The organism is Paraburkholderia silvatlantica (assembly GCF_003096715.1).
GTDB lineage: Bacteria > Pseudomonadota > Gammaproteobacteria > Burkholderiales > Burkholderiaceae > Paraburkholderia > Paraburkholderia silvatlantica.
In genome coordinates this window covers 375,570-393,048 of record NZ_QEOL01000003.1, presented here as the reverse complement: position 1 = coordinate 393,048, position 17,479 = coordinate 375,570, and the positions used below count along the sequence as shown (strand labels likewise).

The following is a 17,479-nucleotide window of genomic DNA, read 5'->3' as shown; positions in this document are numbered from 1 at the left end:
TCACCAGTCGTCGCGCACGGCGCGCACCGCATCGACCGACATCGCCGCGCGCGAACTCAGGAGCGCCGTGAGCGCGGCGGCCACGACGACCGCCGAGGCCAGCGCGGCCAGCAACCCCCACGGCATATGCAAGCTCATCGTCCAATGAAACGACTGCGGGTTGACGACATGCACGAGCACCATCGCGAGACCCAGGCCCAGCGTCAAGCCGGCAAGCACCCCGAGCAGCGCGACGAGCGCGCCTTCCATCGCGAGCATGGCCGCGATCTGCCGACGCGTCACGCCGATATGCCGCAGCATGCCGAACTCGCGCGTGCGGGCGAGCGCCTGCGACCCGAAGCTCGCGCCGACGCCGAACAGTCCGATGATCACCGCCACCGCTTCCAGCAGATACGTCACGGCGAAGCTGCGGTCGAAGATATGCAGACTCGCCGCGCGGATCTCGCCAGGCTGCGCGAACTCGAGGCGCTGCCCGCCGTGCACACGCTCGCGCAAACGTGCGATCGCCTGCGACGGCGCAACGCCAGCGTCGAGCCACAAGGCGGCATCGGTCACGCGTGTGTCGCGAGTCAGCCGGCGATAGTCGCTCGCATCGATCACGATGGCCCCGAACTGGCGTGCATAATCGCGCCAGATGCCGGCCACCGTGAACGGGAGGCGCTGTCCCGCCAGCGGCAGCGTGATGCGCTGGCCTGTGTGCATCCTGTAAAGATCGGCGGCCGCCTCGCTGATCCACACCGGCGGCGGCTCGCCGGCTTGCGGCACGCGAGGCGCAGTCGTCAACGGCAGGCGCGCGGCGGGGTGATGCGCATCGATGGGCCGCGCGAGCAGGCTCACGGGCGGCAGGCGAGCGTCGAGCGAGATTTGCGTCGCGCGAAGAAACTCGGCGCGCGCAATACCGGGCGTGGCGGCAATGACCGCCTGATCTCCCGGCGACAGGAATGCGCTGTCGCCGCCCGGCGAAGCGCGCAGATAGAGCGGCGCGGGCAGCAGCAACTGCAGCCAGTCGTCGACTGCCATGCGAAAGCTCGACACCATGATCGCCATCGCCGCCATCAGGCTGAAGCTCGTGACGATGCCCGCGAGCCCGATCGTCGCGCGGCCGGGGGCATTGGCGAGCTGTGCCAGCACGAGCTGCGGCAAGGCGTGATGCGAGCGCGGCAGCCCAGCGAAGACGGCGCGCGCGAGTGCCGGCATGGCCAGCACGCCGCCCAGCAGCAACAGCGCGATGGAAAGATAGCCGAACACCGGCAAGCCGGCCACGGGCGGCAATAGCGCTGCGACAAGCCCGGCGGCGAGCGCGAGCAGCGCCGCCGTGACCGCGCGCTTCGTGCGCAGCCGGGCGGCCGGCGCTTCCTCGTCGCCGGCCTTCAGCGCCCGCGCGGGCCGCGCCCTCGCGGCTTCGAGCGCCGGCGCGAGACTGCCGAGCACCGACGCGGCCATCCCCAGCGCAAAAAATATCGCCGCGGGCATCGCATCGAAATGCACGCGCGGCTGCACCCCTTCGAAATAGCCGCCGCCCAGATCGCCGCCCGCATAGCGGAGCACGGCCGCGGCGAACGCGAAGCCGATGACGAGACCCGCTGCCGCGCCGAGCACGCCGAGAATCGCGCCCTCCGAGACGACGAGCCACAGCACGCCGCGCTGTGTCACGCCGATCGCGCGCAGCAGCGCAAACTGCGCACGGCGTCTCAGCACGGCAAGGGCCTGCATTGTGAAGACGAGAAACGCCCCCGTGAATAGCGCAACGAGTGCGAGTACGTTGAGATTCGCGCGGTACGCACGCGAGAGCATCGAGGTACGGTTTGCGTTGTCGCCCGGCGTGACAGGGGCGACCCCCGCGGGCAAGCGCGGTGCGAGCGAATGCGCGAACACTTCGGCATCGACGCCAGGCTTGAGCTTGATGTCGATGCGCTCAAGCGTGCCGAGCCGCTGCAAGCGCCATTGCGCGGCACCGATGTCCATCACGCCGACGCGCACCGCATCGCCCGAGGCGGGCAACACACCTGCGACGCGCAGCGCGACCGAAGCCAGTCCGACCTGCACCGTGAGCGAATCGCCGGGCTTGAGTGCGAGCCAGCTCAGCGCGGCGGGCGAGAGAAATACGGTGGCGGGGTCGAGCAGATCGAGCGTGGCGGCCTTCGTGCCGTTCGTGCCGTTCGTGCCGTTCGTGCCGTTCGCGCTATCGGCCAGCGCCACGCGCCCGACCAGATTCGGCGTGACATAGCCTGCGCGAAACACATCGACGCCGAGCAGTTTCAACGACTCGTCGCGTCCGGCCACGCGCGCATCGACTTCGACCACAGGACTGGCCGCGGCGACCTCGGGCAGGCGGGCAATGCGCGGGTACAGCGCTTCATCGAAGCCCGCGCGCGGACCGCGCAGTTCGATATCGGCGTTGCCCATCAGCGAATTGACGGTGGCCGACAGCTCGCCCAGCGCCGCGCGATTGATCAACTGCACGGCGTAGCCCATCGCGACGCCCGCCGCGATCGCGAGAATGCCGATCAGCGTGCGCAGCGGGTGTGCGCGCATTTCACCGGCGATGAGCGCGGCGCCGACGCCGCCAGCGGGCATGCGCTTGCCGAGGCAACGCGATGCGCGCGCTGCAGCAGCGTCGCGCGAGGAACCCACGGCGCCGAACCAGCGCATCGCCTACGCACCGCCCGCGCCGGGCGTGTACGGCTCGAGCCCGGCGGGCGTGAGCCGCAGCACGCGGTCGGCGGCAGCCGCCACGGCGCCCGAATGCGTCGCGAGCAGCACGCCCGCTCCGTTCTTTTGCGCCAGCTCGCGCAGCAGCGCAAGGATACGCATCGCCGTGTCGTGATCGAGATTGCCGGTGGGCTCGTCAGCCAGCACGAGACGCGGCTGATGCACGAGCGCACGCGCGATCGCCACACGCTGCAACTCGCCGCCCGACAATTCGCGCGGCAGCGCGCGCTCGCGCCCGCCGAGCCCGACTGCGTGCAGCACGGACGACACGCGCGCCGCCACGTCTTTCGTCCGCATGCCGTTCAGGAGCAGCGGCAGCGCGATGTTTTGCGCCGCCGAGAGGTTCGGCAGCACATGGAAGGCCTGGAACACGAAGCCCATTTTCTGGCGGCGCTGCAGGGTGGCCGCGTCGTCGTCGAGTGTGCCGAGATCGTGTCCGTCGAAAACGATGTGTCCCGCGTCCGGCCGGTCGAGTCCAGCTGCGAGATTGAGCAGCGTCGACTTTCCGGCGCCCGATTCGCCCATGATTGCGACGCATTCACCTGAGCGCAGTTCGAGATTCACGCCGCACAGCACGTTGCGCGGCGTGGTGCCGTCATAGTGCTTCGATACGTTGGCGAGCGTCAGCATCATGTCGAGCCACACGCAGCGCCGGTCAGGCGTGATCCATGCCCTGCCGCAGCAACGTCGCGGTCGTGCCCGGACGGCGCAGCATCCTGTCGACCTCGCCCGCGTGCAGTTCCTCGACCTGGATCATCTGGCGCGCGTATTCCTTCAGCACTGCGACGACAGGCTCCTTCTCGATCTCAGTCATGTTGCCTCCCATGCACGGCAAGTAAGCGGTGGGGCATGTTCATAACACCTCCGTCTCGCGGAAATCTTGCAGAAAGCGTGTGCAAGCGCACTGACGAATCCGATTGTTGCACTTATCGCGGTTTGCCGCTGCAGTCGATGCAACGTGCCTCGAGCAGGCGCGCAAGCGCGAGGCCGCCTTCGCGCATGATCGAATCGTGATTCCAGCGGAATGCCAGCTGTGCGAAGGGCGCGAGCGCGACCGCGCTCATCCACGCACTGGCCGTCCTGACGTGCCAATCGTAGCGCACCACCGTGCGGCCGCCTTCGGCCGCGAAATGCCAGCGCCCCACGCCCTCCAGTGCGCCGCTGGCCTCGCCCTCGAGGGCAACAAGCGGCGCGACGCGCGTGACGCGCACGTCGATGATCACGCGATAAGGCAGCACGCCTTTCCACGTGTAACGATGCACCGCACCCAGCCCGTCGGTCTCGCCCGCTTGCAGCTCGCGTACCGCCTCGACGTTCTTCCACCACCTCGGCCAGTTCATCGCATCGTGGATCGCGTCCCAGACCGGCTGAACCGGCGCCTCGATACACCATAAGGTGGTCAGACGGAATTCCGCCATCGTTCACTTCCTCCTTGTCTGCGCCAGCGTCAGGCGTGGATTGCACGGTGCGAAGCCGTGCTCCAGAATGGCCCATCTTCCACGTTCGAGTATAGGAGGGGGCAATGACGCTCCCAGACCGGGATTTCGTGGCCCTCGCGCAGGCACGCTTCGATGCGCTCGCAAACTACCAGGTCACGTTGAAATCGACATCGGCGGGAGCCGAAACGGTCGAAGTGCTCTATGGCTACCGAAAGCCCGGCCTCGTCCGGATGGACTTTATCCGGCCGCATGGCGGCGCGACGCTCACCTTCAACCCGGAATCGGGTAAGGTCAAGCTTTGGCCGTTCGGTATGGACACGTTTCCGAGGCTCACGCTGAGCCCCGACAATCACATGATTCAAAGCCCGCAGGGGCATCGCGTCGACGAGTCCGATATCGGCGCACTGCTGGTCAATGTCCGCGAGCTTCGACTGCATGGCGACACACAGGTCGTCGGCGCCGAGACGATCGGCACGCGCCAGACGGCGCATGTGACCGTGACGTGCCGGGCCGGACAGTTCGCGACCGGCGTGTTCCGCTATGAGTTATGGTTCGATTTGAGCCATGGGCTGCCTGTCAAGGTCGTGAGCGAAGGCGAGTCGCGCGAGCCGATCGAAACGGTGCTCATGGAAAACCTCCGTATCGACGTGCCGGAGTCGCAGCTCAAGCCGTTCGGCTAATCTGGCGAGAGATCACCGGCATTGGGGATGCCACCGAATCCTCAGCTTAATCAATGCGTAAACATGCCATACTAAAATGGCGAAACCGCTTAGGACGCCAAATAACCAGCCAGCCAGGCGTGCGCGACGATCCCGCTATCGTCGGAAAATATACGTCTCATCCCGCAATCGTTGCTAACGCAGTTAAAGGCGCATCCATCGACGGGTTCTACCGTGTGCGCACCGCTCGCCTGCGAACAGGAAGCGGCGTCGCCCAGCCCGAAAGGGAATCCCCGTTTCTGGATCAAAGGGACATGGCATGTTCAGAAACCTCATTGGATTCGCAAAGCAGATGCGGCGCAGCGAAGGCGTCAAGAACGTGCTCAATACGCCCGCTCGCCTTTCCCTGCACGCGAAGCAGCGCCTCAACCGTGGCCACTTCGTCATCGAGATTCGCGCAAATTCGGGCTTTTTTTCCGTCATGCAGATCGTCTTGTGCATCCTCCTGTACTGCGACGAAAAGCGCTTGACCCCTGTCATTTCGGCGCGCGGCGGCAGCTATGGCGACGCGCAATGCAAGATCGACTGGCTGGCCGAATACTTTGAAAACCTCGCACCGTCCGCCGTGCCGGACGCCGCGAGGGCGGATTTGCGAACGTCGATCGTGCACGATCTCGGCGATCTGGGCTTTCGCCGTTACGAAGCCGGCCTCGGGCTCGCGCGGGCGAGTACGGTATTCCTGTCGAACTACCGGCCAGGCGAATCGATCCGCGAGGAAGTCGCGCACATCAGCGAGCGGCTCGATATCGGCGCCTCGACGTTGGGCGTCCATTTTCGCGGCACGGACAAGAGGTTCGAGGCCCATACAATCGACTGGAATGCGTTTTGCCGCATGGTCGAGCAAACACTTGCTGTCGATCGCCGGCTCACGAACATCTTCGTCTCCAGCGACGAGCAGGCCTTCCTTGACTTCTTCCGCCAGTGGGGTTTCGCTGTGCCCGTCAGCGTCGCGCCGGCCACGCTGCTCGCGAGCGCAGGGAAGCCCGTGCACTTCAGCGGACATCCCGGGCTCGCAATCGGCCGCGAAGCCTTGGTCGCGAGTCTGCTGCTCGCAAATTGCAGTCAGTTGATCAAGACGCCCTCCTACCTCTCGGCCTGGTCGAAGATCTTCAATCCGTCGCTGCGAGTGAGGCTCGTCGTGCCGCCACGCGAAAACGCATTCTGGTTTCCCGATAGCCAGATCTGGACCGAGCAGAACAAGCGCGACAACGATCTGGTGAATCCTGAAATCGAGATTGCGGCTTTCGACCCGTAACGACGCCCGCGGCTCACCGCTTGCCCTTGCCCCGCGAACGCTGACATCGGCGTCGATGCGATTCGGCGCATGCCACATCAAATCTTGCCTCCGCAGGCGTATGCGAGTCGCATAATTGCGCTATCCGCACGCCTCGGGACCCGCACGCTCAAGCGCCTCATGCGCCGTCAGTTTGCTGACGTCCGGGTTCGCGTCGCCGTCAGGCATGGAGGTTTTCAAATGACACAGGGCAGCTACGACATCGTGATCGCGGGCGGCGGTCTTGGCGGCGCAACGCTTGGCCGTGCACTGGCAGGCGCGGGAGCGCGCACGCTGATTGTCGAACGCGAGACGGCGTTCAGGGACCGCGTGCGCGGCGAGGGCATGATGCCTTGGGGTGTCGTCGAAGCCCGCGCGCTCGGCATCGATCGACTGCTGTGCGATGACGGAGCGCACGTGGTCCCGTTCTGGAGGCGATACAGCGGACTGGTGCCAGCCGAAACCCGCAACCTCGCGGATACCACCCCTGGGCACACCCCCTGTCTGGACTTCTATCATCCGTCGATGCAGCGCACGCTGCTGGATGCCGCCGAGTCATCGGGGGCCATTGTGCTGCGCGGCGCCGAAGTCGTGCACGCCGATCCGGGCAAGCCGCCGGTCGTCGAGATTCGCACGGATGGCGGCACGCATCGGGTAAAAGCGCGGCTCGTGGTGGGTGCCGACGGACGCAGATCGACGCTGCGCAGAATAGCCGGCTTCACCCTCAACCAGGATCCCGGGCGGCTGGTCGTGGCGGGTGTGCTCTACGAAGGCCTCGACGCGCCGGAAGATTCGGTCCACCACTTCCAGTCCCCGGCGTTGGGACAGGCCGCGTTGGTTTTTCCGATCGGGCACCAGCGGTTCAGGACGTACTTCGTCTCATGGGTCGGGCAGCGCGCGCACCCCATCAGCGGCAGCGGGCATATCCGCGAGTTCCTCGACGCCTGCGTCGATACCGGCGTGCCGCGCGACTGGTTCGGACGCGCGCGTGTCGTTGGCCCGCTCGCGGCCTATCCCGGCGCGGACACCTGGGTCGAGCACCCCTGCAACGGCAGTGTGGTGCTTATCGGAGACGCGGCGGCGGCCAGCGACCCGTCATGGGGATGCGGGCTCTCGTTGACGCTGCGCGACGTCAGGGTGCTGCTTGACCGCTTGCTCGCTAACGATGACTGGGAAGCCGCCGCGCACGCATACGCCTTCGAGCACGACCGGTATTACGGCGCCCTGCACCGCGTACTGGACTGGCTCACCCAGTTGCTGTACGAACGCGGCGCGACCGCTGACGAGCGCCGCGCCCGCATCCTGCCGTGTTTCGCCATGGAGCCCGATCGCGCGCCTGATCTACCGGGGCTCGGGCCGGAGACGCCATCGGACGAAAAGGCTCGCCGGCGGTTTTTCGTCGAGGATCGTTTTTTGCCGCAAGGCTGATCTCGCGGCGCATGTGCAACGTCACGCGCGCGAGCAGCCAGGCTCGCTTACGCGGCACGTGTCGCGATCCTCGCCTTAAGCGCCTCGATGACAGCCCGCACCTTGCCCGACGGGTAGTTCGTCGGCGCAAATACGGCCTGGACATTCAAAGGCACGCCGGACCATTCGGGCAGCAAGCGGACGAGCGCGCCGGACACAAGATCGGCGCGCGTCGAGAAGTCGGTCAGCGCGGCAAAGCCGCCGCCCGCGAGGACCGCCGCGCGTGCCGACGTCGCCGTGTTCACGCTCAGCGCATTCACGCAGCGCACGCGGCGCACGACTTTGCCGCGGGTGACGCGGCCCGCCGCGAGGCGCCCGGCATCGCGCGTCAACTCGAGCGTCGACGGATGCCGAAGCACGGTCATCGCGATGTGCGGCAAGGACGTCAATGCGTTCAGCGACCTCGGCATGCCGTGCCGCGCAACGAACGCGGGGCTCGCGACCAGCCAGCGCACGTAGCTGCCGAGTTTCACCGTGCGGTAGTTCGAGTCCGGCAGATTGCCCAGCCGCACAGCCAGATCGATCCCCTCGCCGATCAGGTCGACGTAGTGATCGGCGCATATCAGTTCGATGTCGAGCTCCGGATAGACAGCACGCAGATCGACGAGCGCGGGCGCTACGATCTGCGCGCCGTAGTCGACAGGCGCGCTGACCCGCAGCGCGCCGCGCGCGGGCGTGGCCTCGTCCGAGACGGCCGCAAGCGCCTCTTCCGTCATCTGCAGGATGCGGCAGCTGGCGTCGTAAAACGCACGACCCGCATCGGTCACGGACAGCTGCCGCGTGGTGCGCGTGATCAGGCTCGCGCCGACCTCGCGTTCGAGGCGCTGCATATGCGCACTGACCATCGTCTTGGCGATGCCGAGCCGCTCGGCCGCCGCCGTAAGCGACCCCGCCTCGACCACGGCGACGAATACCGCCAGCCGGTTCAGATTCACGTCGCGTATATCGGTCATCGGCGATTGTCCACTTTCGATAGAAAATGAATGCAAGCTTAGCAGTCTTCTCGCGCGCGCCGCCATTGCCTAATCTGAACGCTCCTTGCCGCTTCATCCCGAAGCGCTATCGATATGGAGAATGCGATGCCCGCTGTCCGTCCCGCCACGCCGATCCGCCTGTACACCACGCTGCTGTCCGGCCACGGACACCGTGTCCGGCTATTCCTGTCCATGCTGGATCTGCCGTTCGAGATCGTGCCGGTGGATCTCGCCGCGGGCGAACACCGCCAGCCCGCCTACCTGAAGCTCAATCCCTTCGGCCAGGTCCCGACGATTGTCGATGGCGACACGGTGTTGTTCGATTCGAACGCGATTCTCGTCTATCTGGCCAAGCGCTACGGCGATCCGTCGTGGCTTCCCGACGATCCTCCCGGCGCGGCTGCCGTGCAGCGCTGGCTGTCGCTCGCAGCCGGCCCGATCGCGTTCGGGCCGTGCGCCGCGCGTCTCGTCCACGTATTCAAGAGCGATCTCGATCTGGCGCGTGCACAGCAGATCGCGCGGACGCTGCTGCCGCTGCTCGACGCGGAACTCGCGCACAAGCCGTTCGCCGCGGGCGACCACGTGACGATCGCCGACATTGCCGCGCATACCTACATCGCGCACGCGCCCGAAGGCGGCGTGTCGCTGGAGCCGTATCCGCATCTGCGCGCATGGCTCGAGCGCGTGGCCGCGTTGCCGGGCTTCGTGCCGATGCCATCGACGAAAGCGGGCCTGCTCGCCGTCTGAACGGCACTTGCGCGCCGCCAACCCGGGACCGTCATGACCGCTCTCCCCGAACTGAATCCGTACCGCGCCGCCGGGCCGTTTCACGACGGCGAGCGCGAGGCCCAATGGCGCGCGGGCGTGGCCGGCGTTGCACTCGAAAACGGCTCGCGCGGCATCCGCGACTCCATGCCGGACCAGCATCGCGCGTTCTTCGCGATGCTGCCCTTCATGGTGTTCGGCGGCGTGGATGCAACCGGTCAGCCGTGGGCGACGCTGCGCGCGAACGCGGCGGGCTTCGTGTCGACGCCGGACAGCCGCACGCTGCGCGTCGACGGCGGCGCGCTGCCGGGCGATCCGCTCGAAGGAAGCTGGGTGCCTGGCGCGCGTATCGGCGGGCTCGGCATCCAGCCGCACACGCGGCGGCGCAACCGCGTAAATGGCGTGATCCAGGCCGTCGATGGCGGCGTGGTGACGCTCGCAGTCAAGCAGAGCTTCGGCAACTGCGCGAAATACATCAATGGACGTGAACCGGCATTCGCCGGCAACACGCCGGCGAATGCCACGGTCGAACATGCGCAGGCACTTTCGGTGGAAGACCGCGCGTTGATCGCACGCGCGGACGTATTCTTCATCGCCAGCGCCAATCTCGATGACGCAGCTGGCGCGGCGGGCGGCGCCGACGTGTCGCATCGCGGCGGCATGCCCGGCTTCGTGCGCATCGACGACGTGCGCACGCTGACCGCGCCCGACTTCAGCGGCAACCAGTTCTTCAACACGATCGGCAACCTGCTGCGCGATTCGCGTGCGGGGCTGCTGTTCGTCGACTTTGCGCGCGGCGATCTGTTGTATCTGGCCGTACGCGCCGAGGTGATCTGGGACGGCCCCGAAGTCGCGCAATTCCCGATGGCACAGCGGCTGGTGCGGTTTCATGTGGCGCAAGCGCGCCGCGTGCGGGAAGCCTTGCCGTTGCGATGGTCGGCGGTCGAATATGCATCCCAGTTCGCGCAGGCTGCAACGCAATCGTCGCCGGCGGCCGCGCCGAAGCAAGCCGACGCGCGCGCGTGGCGCACGCTGCGCGTGGCCGAGGTGCGCGACGAATCCCCGACGATCCGCTCGTTCCATTTCGAACCGGTGGACAGCGAGCCGCTCGCGCCGTTCGAAGCCGGACAGTACCTTCCGCTGCGCATCGTCACGCCCGAATCGGACCAGCCGCTCATGCGCACCTATACGCTTTCCGCGGCGCACGACGCCGCACGTCCGGCGCGCTACCGGATCAGCGTGAAGCGCGACGGCGCAGCGTCGCGCTGGCTGCACGACCACGTTCGCATCGGCTCGCTGATCGACACGCTGGCGCCGCGCGGATCGTTCAGGCTCGATACGCGCAGCCCGCGCGCGATCGTGCTGGCGGCGGCAGGCATCGGCATCACGCCGATGCTGGCGATGCTCGACGCGGCACTTGCGCTCGAACCGCAACGCCGCATCCACGTGTTCCATGGGACGCGCGGCGAGCGCGAAAGGCCGTTCGCACAGGCGCTGCGGGAGATCGAACGCAGCCATCCGAACGTCTCGGTGCATCTGTACGACAGCGCCGCGCAGCGCGACTCGCTCGATGGCGACCGGCTCGCGGGCCGCGTGAACGTCGCTGCGTTGCGTCGCTTCCTGCCGTTCGACGACTACGACTTTTATCTGTGCGGCCCCGAAGCGTTCATGCGCGATCTGTACGACGGGCTGCGCGCGCTGAATATTGCGGACGACCGGATCCGCTTCGAGGCGTTCGGGCCATCGAGCTTGAAGCGCACGCACGATCGCGCTCCCGTTGCCGGCGAGGCAACGACAGCCAGACCGGTAACATTCGCGCGCATCGCGCAAACGGTGCACTGGCAGCCGCAGCAGGGCTCGCTGCTCGATACCGCCGAGCGCTGCGGCGCCGACGCGGTGTCGAGCTGCCGCTCCGGCATCTGCGGGACCTGCGCCACGCGCGTGCTCGATGGCAGCGTGGCATACGACGAACCGCCGGAGTTCGACGTCGAGCCGGGGTATGCGCTGATCTGCGCCGGACATCCGGCAGCGGGCGGCGTGACGCTGGATCTCTAGCCGCCGTTTCCGGCTAATGCAAGTCGATAGTTATTTCGCTGATTTTTTGGTGGTTTTGGTGGTCTCTCACGCTTCCCGATCTTGTTCGGTCTCCTTTCCCCCGCCGATTCTGGCATCGCTCATTCCATTTCATGTTCTCCGGCTCTGGCAGCGAACCGGTCCAGCAAACACTGCAGCCGACGCTCCTGAATGTGCAAGATCCCCGGCGTGCAACGGAGCTCGAGCACGCGGGAGTGCCAATAGCTCGCGCCGAAGATCGCCATCGCCTTGTCCGCACTGATCGCGCTTTCGAGGTGGGCAATCGCGGTGTCGAGCGTGTGGACAGTGTAGGGACTGGGAGGTCGCCGTTCCGTCTCTGTCTTTGTCTGAATCGTTTTCTCGCGTCCTGCCCGCCTGCCCCCCGTCTGGCCATCGCGTTCCTGCGCAAGCAGGGATTGCAGGCGCTCTTCATCAGGCGTGTCGTACCGGATGGCGTTGTCTCGCATCGCACGGTCTCCTCGTCGGCGATCGCTCACCAATTACCGTCGAGCATCTTCCGGTGCTCGCCGATGACGACCCTCGGGCCCGGATTGTCGTGATTGACCAGGGTCGCATCGGTGCATGCGGGGCGCGCCGCTGCGGTGCCGCGCCGGTGGCGTGCGACCGACTCCAGCAGGCTCAACGTGATGCAGAAACTCCGGTCGATCTGCTCCGTCCAGCACTTCTGGTCATAGGCAGCCAGGGCCTGCACGAAGACGTCGTAGATCTGGTCGGGAAATTTCACGCCGCTCGACTCGATGCGGACCATGAGCGCCCTTGCCCGAAGCAGTTCGGCGAGGATCGTTGCGTCCGGCTGCGTCGCCGGTTCAGGGTCCGGCTTGCAAGGGCGTGCGCGTGTTTCGTCATCCGACGCGAAGCGGAAAATGTTCAGCAGGCTTTTGAAGTCGGGATGCGGCGTATGCATGATGGTGTCCCTTATCGTCCGAACTGCAGCGACTCCATCCTGCGCGTTACCGGGTTCTCGCAAAACCGGCCATGGCGGGGGAAAAACGCCTCCAGAAGGCGGCCCCGGAAGCGTCCCCCGCTTTGGGGGGATCGCAACCTGAAGGAATACGGGTACAGTGCGCCAAAGCCTGTTCGCGTTAGTAGCGAGCTTGCCCAGGACTAGAGAGACCCAGATGGACAACCTGTATTTCCGGCACGTGCTGCTCGTAGAAGACGAGGGCTTGACGCGTATCGCGATGAAGAGCCTGATCCTGACCTCGGAACCGACGCTCGACATCGACGAGGCGGGCTCATACGACGCTGCTGTCGAACGGCTGGAGAACAAGGCTTACGACCTCGTCTTTCTCGACTACCAGATCGGCGACAATCACACCGGGCTTGACCTGCTGCGCTGGCTGCAGGAGAACGAGCGCGCGGCGCATGTGGTCATGCTGTCCGCGCAGGACGATCGCGAAACCGTGCTGGATTGCATCAAGAATGGCGCGGGCGGTTTCATCTCGAAGGCCAGCGAGGAAGGCGGCGCGGTGTTCCGGGATGCCCTTCAGACGATCCTGAATGGACGGGTCTACCTGCCCAACAGCGTACTCGGCAAGGGCGGCCATACCCCGCAGTCCCCGGGTCCGAGCAAAGCCATTCCGATCGACTCGCTGAACCTGCCGCCGCGCCTCGCGCAAACCCTGGGTTTTCTCCTGCAGGGCATGTCGAACAAGGCCATCGCGCGAAAAATGAATATCTCGGAGAACACCGCGAAGGAGTACATCAGCGATCTGCTGAGCCGTTTCAACGTCTCGCGGCGCACTTTCCTGATCGTCGAAATGGCACGCCGCGGCATTGAAATTCCCGCCGTTGCGCACGCGCCGGCGGCCTAACTCGCCCGGGTGGACGCCCCCGTCAATTCGAGCATGCGCGCCAGCAGCAGGTCGGGAGCCAACGGCTTGCTGAGCACGCAGCGCTCCGGCAACACACCCTGCGTGCTTGCCACGGCTTCCCCCGTCACCACAAGGCACGGCACGGGCCGGGTAAAGTGCTCGCCGAGGAGCCGGATGACGTCGTGTGCGGTCGAATTCTCCGGCAACCGGTAGTCGCTGATCACGAGGTCCGGCACGCGCTCGATCGTCTGCAACAGGTCGCCGAGTTCGGCTGCGCTGCGCACCGAATCGGACAGCACCCCCCAGCGTGCAAACAACGCCTCCATCGAGGCGCGCACCAGGCTGTCGTCCTCGACCAGCAACACGTAGAGACCGCGCAACGACGACGGTGACGGCGAGGATGCCGCATCGGCGGGCGATATCGCGGCATCCTCGTGCGCGAATGGGTCCGCTACCGGCATGCGCACCGAGAAACGCGACCCGCGCCCCTCGATCGACTTGAGTTCGAGACGATGCCCCTCGAGCAGCGACACCACCGCATTCACGATCGACAAACCGAGTCCAAGCCCTTTCTCGCGGTCCCGCTCCGGGTTTCCGAGTTGTACGAACGGCTGGAAGATCGCGTCCCAATGCTCCGACGCGATGCCAATGCCGTTATCGAGCACGTCGAGCCGCACATAATTAGGCATACGTACCAAGCCAACGAGCACTGTGGAGCGGCCCGCTTTCGACGGGTCTGAATATTTGATTCCGTTCGCAATGAGATTGCTCAGCACGCGGGGAATCCAGTCGGCGTCGGTGCGTACCCATGCGGGTTTTTGCAGCGCCTTTGCATAACGCAGCACAACGCCGCGGCTCGCAGCGAACGACGCGAGCTGCTCGACCGTCTCTTCGGTCACGCGGCTCAGGTCGACGCTCGTATAGGTCGGGTTGACGTGCCCCGATTCGAGCTTCGACAGGTCGAGCACCGCATTGAAAAGGCGCGCCGTCAACACCGACGCCTTGCGCGCTTCGCCGATCAGTTTGCTCGATGCTTCGATGTCGCGGGCTTCCAGCGCCTCGTCTGCCGCCGCGAGGAACAGGTTCAGCGCATGCATGGGCTGGCGCAGGTCGTGCGCGGCTGCGGCCAGAAAACGCGACTTCGCCCGGCTCGCCTGCTCTGCGGCTTCGCGCTGCTGCTCGCGCAAGGCGATCAGGGCTTCCGACTTGGTCTGCTGGTCGCGCCGCGCGCGCTCGAGGTCATGGTGCTTTTGCGCGAGTTCGGCGTTCGCACTTTGCAGCGCAGCGTTGCTCTGGGCAAGCGCCTGGACGGCAACATAGCGGTCGCGCACATGCCGCTCGGCATTCACGTTGACGCTATGCCCCAGCACGGCGACGTTCAACAGATAAAACATCCCCGCGGCGAAGTTGTCCGGCTCGACCGCCTGGGTGACCAGCTGGGCCATCACGATCACGGCAATCACGCATGCGGTCAGCATGAGCGTCGCCTTGGCTCGCAGGCGCAGAAAGCCGAACAGATAAAAGAGAATTAAATAAAAGCCGACAAAGAAATGGGTGAAATTGAATGGGCGTGGGGCAAGGACCGTTTGCATCAACAGGCAAAAGCACATGAACGCCAGGCCCGACAGCAGTATCCAGTGTGCAACCTTGTCCCGATGAAATTCGAGCCTGAAGGCCAGCACGATGCCCACAGTCGCGCCCAGGGCACCGGCGCAACGGAACGCGAAAACTTCCGGAAAGTATGGCCGGAACACCGAACTGGTCTGTGCAAGGCTGATTTCCCAAAAGCCAAAACACACCCAGATCAGGGTTCCGAGCACCAGCGCCGCACGGCGAAAGTCGGCGAAGCGCCGGCCATACTCCTCCGTAAATTCCCGTTCGACCTGCGGATCCTCGAACCGGGCGGGCCAGCAAAGCATATCGACCAGCCATGCGCGAACCGCGCTGGGCGCATGCGAGCGTTTGAGGAATGCCGATTCCGTCGCCGATTGAAACCTGAATATGCTCATCGCATCTCGCCGGTATGCTCGCTGGCTAACGAAGCAGGAAGCACGTCCCGTGCTTAGGCGTGCCAATCCATTCTAGCCGGTCACAGCCGGCCTCGCCCGCTTCCCCGCTGGAAGCGAGGATATCTTACGCCAACCGGCCATAAGAGATGTCACATAACATGGTGTTCGGCGCGCGACGATCCGGCATCGTGGCGGCTCTTTCCAGCCAACTCACCTATTTCGCATTCCTTCTTTATTTCGACGAAGCAAGGCTATGCCGGGGCGAGACGTTCCTCCTCTGAGCGAAGTGGCCGGCCTCCTCTCTCAATCCACGCATTAATCTATTTCCCGTTTTGAGCAGCATTCGTCACATGTTTTCCGCGCGACGCACGTAATGCCATGATCAGGCTGAAAAATTTCCATACGCGACGTTGCGCCGGTCACACGAAAATGGCGCCGGGATGGCCAATAAACTTTCAGTTTCCTTTTTATTTAACGAAATTGAAACGGTGTTTTATAGTCATAAATGCGATCGTGTCGTGTTTTGCCTCTAACATCTGTCGCGACGTTTTCACGCAACCTGGTCTGGAGAACATATGGATCTGGCAAGAATCCGCCGCGATGCATTCGCGATGCCCATGCACAACCCCGCGTATCCGCGGCCGCCTTTTCGCTTCGTCAATCGCGAATATTTCATCATCACGTACGAGACCGATCCCGACGCACTGCGCGCCATCGTGCCCGAGCCGCTGAAGCCGGAAAACAATCTCGTTCATTACGAATTCATCCGCATGCCCGACTCGTCGGGCTTTGGCGACTACACCGAAAGCGGACAGGTGATTTCCGTACGCGATCCGCAAGGCCGCCTCGCGAATTACACGCATTCGATGTATCTCGACGACGAAGGCCCGATTGCCGGCGGCCGTGAAATCTGGGGCTTCCCGAAGAAGCTCGCGCGCCCCGTGCTCGCCGTCGATGGCAACGACACGCTGCTTGGCACGCTCGATTACGGCACGCAGCGCATCGCGACCGGCACAATGGGCTACAAGCATCATGTGCTCAACAGCGAAGACGAGCGCCGCAAGCTCGCCGACACGCCCAACTACCTTCTCAAGATCATTCCGCATGTGGACGGCACGGTGCGCATCTGCGAACTCGTGCGCTTCTATTTGCGCGACGTGACGGTGCGAGGCGCATGGAGCGGCCCGGCGGCGATCGAGCTGCATCCGCACGCGCTCGCGCCCGTCGCCGATCTGCCGGTGCGTCGCGTGGTGGGTGCACGTCACGTCATTGCGGACCTCACGCTCGACATCGGCGAGATCGCCTTCGACTATCTCGCCGCCGCATCGAACCAGGGCGCGAGCCGCGACGCCGCCCTGGGTGAACCGGAAGCCGAGCTCGCATAAGCTGTTTAAAAAATTTTTATAAGGAATACACATGTCTTTGAAAGATAAGGTTGCAGTCATCACGGGCGCCGCGAGCGGCATTGGCGAACATTGCGCGCGCACGTTCGCGAGCCAGGGGGCGGCGGTCGTGATCGCCGACCTCAATCTCGCGAACGCAGGAAAGGTGGCGGACAGCATCGTGGCCGCGGGCGGACGGGCCCTTGCCGTGGCGATGGATGTCACCAACGAGGAAGCCGTGAATGCGGGGATCGACGAAGCGGCGAAGGCTTTCGGCGGGATCGACGTGCTCGTGTCGAACGCGGGCATCCAGATCATCAGCCCGGTGGACGAGTTCCCGTTCGCCGACTGGAAGAAGATGCTCGCGATTCATCTCGACGGCGCATTTCTCACCACCAAGGCCGCGCTCAAGCATATGTACGGCAGCGGCAAGGGCGGCTCGATCGTCTACATGGGATCGGTGCACTCGCACGAGGCGTCGAAGCTCAAGGCGGCTTATGTCACGGCGAAGCACGGTTTGCTCGGCCTGGCCCGCGTCGTGGCGAAGGAAGGCGGTCCGCGCGGCGTGCGCGCCAACGTCGTGTGCCCGGGGTTCGTGCGTACGCCGCTCGTCGACAAGCAGATTCCCGAGCAGGCCAAGGCACTCGGCATTTCGGAAGCCGACGTCGTCAGGAACGTGATGCTCAAGGACACCGTGGACGGCGAGTTCACCTCGCTCGACGACGTGGCCAACACGGTCGCGTTCCTCGCGGGCTTCGGGTCGCAGGCGTTGACGGGCCAGTCGGTGCTCGTCACGCACGGCTGGTCGATGCACTAAGCAATCAACGAACG

16 protein-coding genes and 1 pseudogene are annotated in these 17,479 nt (G+C 65.1%); 9 read left to right on the top strand and 8 right to left on the bottom strand.

Annotated features, from left to right (window positions below):
• From C7411_RS06180 to C7411_RS06165, 4 genes and pseudogenes are all read right to left on the bottom strand, one after another.
• Positions 1-2,652, bottom strand: coding sequence for an ABC transporter permease (locus C7411_RS06180; RefSeq protein ID WP_110388092.1), 2,652 nt, complete (start codon positions 2,650-2,652; stop codon positions 1-3).
• A 3-nt stretch (positions 2,653-2,655) separates the two neighbouring features.
• Positions 2,656-3,342: an ABC transporter ATP-binding protein gene (locus C7411_RS06175; RefSeq protein WP_110388138.1), complete on the bottom strand. Its 687-nt coding sequence runs from the start codon at positions 3,340-3,342 to the stop codon at positions 2,656-2,658.
• A 25-nt stretch (positions 3,343-3,367) separates the two neighbouring features.
• Positions 3,368-3,490: pseudogene (locus C7411_RS06170) on the bottom strand (ferritin-like domain-containing protein); the annotation flags it as partial.
• 148 nt (positions 3,491-3,638) lie between these two features.
• A complete protein-coding gene (locus tag C7411_RS06165) occupies positions 3,639-4,130 on the bottom strand; it encodes an SRPBCC family protein (protein ID WP_110388091.1) in 492 nt (163 codons plus the stop codon).
• A gap of 104 nt (positions 4,131-4,234) precedes the next feature.
• On the opposite strand from C7411_RS06165, the gene C7411_RS06160 reads away from it, so the two are divergent.
• The 3 genes from C7411_RS06160 (at position 4,235) to C7411_RS06150 (ending at position 7,571) form a co-directional block, all read left to right on the top strand.
• Positions 4,235-4,831, top strand: coding sequence for a DUF1571 domain-containing protein (locus C7411_RS06160; protein WP_110388090.1), 597 nt, complete (start codon positions 4,235-4,237; stop codon positions 4,829-4,831).
• 298 nt (positions 4,832-5,129) lie between these two features.
• The gene (locus C7411_RS06155; protein ID WP_110388089.1) at positions 5,130-6,125 is read left to right on the top strand and encodes an O-fucosyltransferase family protein; all 996 of its coding nucleotides are present in this window, start codon (positions 5,130-5,132) and stop codon (positions 6,123-6,125) included.
• Positions 6,126-6,344: 219 nt separating this feature from the next.
• Complete coding sequence (locus C7411_RS06150) at positions 6,345-7,571, top strand: FAD-dependent oxidoreductase (RefSeq protein WP_110388088.1); 1,227 nt, start codon at positions 6,345-6,347, stop codon at positions 7,569-7,571.
• Positions 7,572-7,618: 47 nt separating this feature from the next.
• Here C7411_RS06150 and C7411_RS06145 read toward each other — a convergent pair whose 3' ends face one another.
• Positions 7,619-8,563 carry a LysR family transcriptional regulator gene (locus C7411_RS06145; RefSeq protein ID WP_110388087.1) on the bottom strand — a complete coding sequence of 315 codons (945 nt, stop codon included), beginning with the start codon at positions 8,561-8,563 and terminating at the stop codon, positions 7,619-7,621.
• A gap of 126 nt (positions 8,564-8,689) precedes the next feature.
• Between C7411_RS06145 and C7411_RS06140 the strand changes: the two genes are divergently transcribed.
• Together C7411_RS06140 and C7411_RS06135 are read left to right on the top strand one after the other, a co-directional pair.
• Positions 8,690-9,331, top strand: coding sequence for a glutathione S-transferase family protein (locus tag C7411_RS06140; protein WP_110388086.1), 642 nt, complete (start codon positions 8,690-8,692; stop codon positions 9,329-9,331).
• Between the two features lie 33 nt (positions 9,332-9,364).
• Complete coding sequence (locus C7411_RS06135; protein ID WP_110388085.1) at positions 9,365-11,404, top strand: 2Fe-2S iron-sulfur cluster-binding protein; 2,040 nt, start codon at positions 9,365-9,367, stop codon at positions 11,402-11,404.
• 119 nt (positions 11,405-11,523) lie between these two features.
• Here C7411_RS06135 and C7411_RS06130 read toward each other — a convergent pair whose 3' ends face one another.
• Positions 11,524-11,889 carry a hypothetical protein gene (locus tag C7411_RS06130; protein ID WP_110388084.1) on the bottom strand — a complete coding sequence of 122 codons (366 nt, stop codon included), beginning with the start codon at positions 11,887-11,889 and terminating at the stop codon, positions 11,524-11,526.
• Between the two features lie 26 nt (positions 11,890-11,915).
• A complete protein-coding gene (locus tag C7411_RS06125; RefSeq protein WP_110388083.1) occupies positions 11,916-12,347 on the bottom strand; it encodes a hypothetical protein in 432 nt (143 codons plus the stop codon).
• A gap of 157 nt (positions 12,348-12,504) precedes the next feature.
• Between C7411_RS06125 and C7411_RS06120 the strand changes: the two genes are divergently transcribed.
• Positions 12,505-13,257 carry a response regulator gene (locus C7411_RS06120; protein WP_243413064.1) on the top strand — a complete coding sequence of 251 codons (753 nt, stop codon included), beginning with the start codon at positions 12,505-12,507 and terminating at the stop codon, positions 13,255-13,257.
• Here the strand turns inward: C7411_RS06120 and C7411_RS06115 are convergent.
• Positions 13,254-14,735 carry an ATP-binding response regulator gene (locus C7411_RS06115; protein ID WP_165822752.1) on the bottom strand — a complete coding sequence of 494 codons (1,482 nt, stop codon included), beginning with the start codon at positions 14,733-14,735 and terminating at the stop codon, positions 13,254-13,256. The genes C7411_RS06120 and C7411_RS06115 overlap by 4 nt on opposite strands.
• Positions 14,736-14,807: 72 nt before the next feature.
• Between C7411_RS06115 and C7411_RS37345 the strand changes: the two genes are divergently transcribed.
• From C7411_RS37345 to C7411_RS06105, 3 genes are all read left to right on the top strand, one after another.
• Complete coding sequence (locus tag C7411_RS37345; protein WP_165822751.1) at positions 14,808-15,323, top strand: hypothetical protein; 516 nt, start codon at positions 14,808-14,810, stop codon at positions 15,321-15,323.
• Between the two features lie 518 nt (positions 15,324-15,841).
• Positions 15,842-16,651 carry an acetoacetate decarboxylase gene (locus tag C7411_RS06110; protein WP_110388080.1) on the top strand — a complete coding sequence of 270 codons (810 nt, stop codon included), beginning with the start codon at positions 15,842-15,844 and terminating at the stop codon, positions 16,649-16,651.
• Positions 16,652-16,682: 31 nt separating this feature from the next.
• The gene (locus C7411_RS06105; protein WP_110388079.1) at positions 16,683-17,465 is read left to right on the top strand and encodes a 3-hydroxybutyrate dehydrogenase; all 783 of its coding nucleotides are present in this window, start codon (positions 16,683-16,685) and stop codon (positions 17,463-17,465) included.
• The last annotated feature ends 14 nt before the right edge of the window (positions 17,466-17,479 follow it).